This window comes from Streptococcus sp. HMSC070B10 (assembly GCF_001808665.1).
In the GTDB taxonomy this organism is placed as follows: domain Bacteria; phylum Bacillota; class Bacilli; order Lactobacillales; family Streptococcaceae; genus Streptococcus.
In genome coordinates this window covers 1-1548 of the sequence record NZ_KV794192.1, presented here as the reverse complement: position 1 = coordinate 1548, position 1548 = coordinate 1, and the positions used below count along the sequence as shown (strand labels likewise).

The following is a 1548-nucleotide window of genomic DNA, read 5'->3' as shown; positions in this document are numbered from 1 at the left end:
CGTTGGAGTAACTTATTTTCTTGCCATTCCGTTCTTTAAACCACATCTTCCATGCGAGTTCTCTGTACCCAAATGGCACTTTTCTAGCATAGTCACCTTTTATATATAGTCTCACTCGTCTTCCTCATCGTCATCCAACTCCACTTCTCCATGAATTCGGATATACTCCTCGCGCTTCCTATCCAATTCTTCCCAGAGGGGCTCGTCTATCGCTTTCATAACCTTTATCTCTTCTAAACTAATATCGACCGCTTCGTCGTAGGTCAAATGCAACAGTTCTGCATGTTTCGTTTTTAATTCTTCAATACTCAGCCATGTTTCTTTATCGTCTTCGCTGATTTGACCGTCAATGGCAGATGCTACCTCAATCGCCATAATATACATCGCACGCTTGTCAACCGTTAAAATATCTAGATGAGTGGAAATAATTCGCAAATAATCACCTTTCTCGCGCCCATCGCTTTCATAGAAATTTTCAAAATCCAATATTATATACTCGTATTTAAATGAATTCCACGGATTATCTCCTATTTTAAAATCAGTCACACCCCAACGCTCATCATTCGAAGAAAATTTATCCAAACTAACGCTAAAATAGAAATCATCATCACGCGCGTAAGAAAAACCAACTTCCACACCTTTGCGTTCTTTGAACCACATTTTCCAAGGAAATTCCATACAGGCTTGGTATATACTAGTTTCGTAGTTACCTTTAAGATATAGTTTCACTCATCTTCCTCATCGTCGTAAACTCGTTCACCATGGATTTTGATATATTCTTCCCATCCTCTGTGTAATTCATCCCAAAGTGGTTCATCAACCGCCTCCATAATCTCTAGTTCCTCCAAACTAATATCAACCGCTTCGTCGTAGGTCAAATGCAACAGTTCTGCATGTTTCGTTTTAAATTCTTCAATACTCAGCCATGTTTCTTTGTCGTCTTCGCTGATTTGACCGTCAATAGCAGATGCCACCTCAATCGCCATGATATACATCGCACGCTTGTCAACCGTTAGAATATCTTGATGAGTAGAAATAATTCGCAAATAATCACCTTTCTCACGACCATCGCTTTCATAAGAATTTTCTAGATCCAATGTCAAGTTTTCATATTCAAATGTCTTCCAAGGGTTTATATTTGTATTAAAATTTGCACTCTCCCAACGTTCGTCATTATATTTAAATTTATCCAACCGTAAATTCAAATGTAAATCTTCATCCCAAGCATAGGAAAAATCGAGCGGAATTCCTTTTCGCTCTTTGAACCACATATTTTGAGCTATTTCTTTAAACTCTTCATAAAAATCAGTCTTGGTGTAATCACCTTTAAGACATAGTCTCACTCCTCTTCCTCTTCCTCATCATCATAAACACGTTCGCCATGAATTTTTATGTACTCTTCTCGAAGCCTTTCTTCCTCTTCCCATAGAGGATCTCTTACCGGTACAATTGTCTTTAATTCTTCCAAACTGATGTCAACAGCTTCATCATAAGTTAGTGAAAGAACATCCTTATGATATTCCTTAAATTCTTCTACACTTAGCCAAC

General features: G+C 37.9%; 2 protein-coding genes and 1 pseudogene. All 3 read right to left on the bottom strand.

The window, feature by feature from the left end:
- Nucleotides 1-111: 111 nt before the first annotated feature.
- Nucleotides 112-729, bottom strand: a complete 618-nt coding sequence (locus tag HMPREF2613_RS06335) for a hypothetical protein (protein ID WP_070479761.1) — start codon at nucleotides 727-729, stop codon at nucleotides 112-114.
- Complete coding sequence (locus HMPREF2613_RS06330) at nucleotides 726-1343, bottom strand: hypothetical protein (RefSeq protein ID WP_070479760.1); 618 nt, start codon at nucleotides 1341-1343, stop codon at nucleotides 726-728. The genes HMPREF2613_RS06335 and HMPREF2613_RS06330 overlap by 4 nt, the downstream gene beginning before the upstream one ends.
- Nucleotides 1340-1548 (bottom strand): annotated as a pseudogene (locus tag HMPREF2613_RS06325) (hypothetical protein); the annotation flags it as partial. The gene HMPREF2613_RS06330 and the pseudogene HMPREF2613_RS06325, both read right to left, overlap by 4 nt.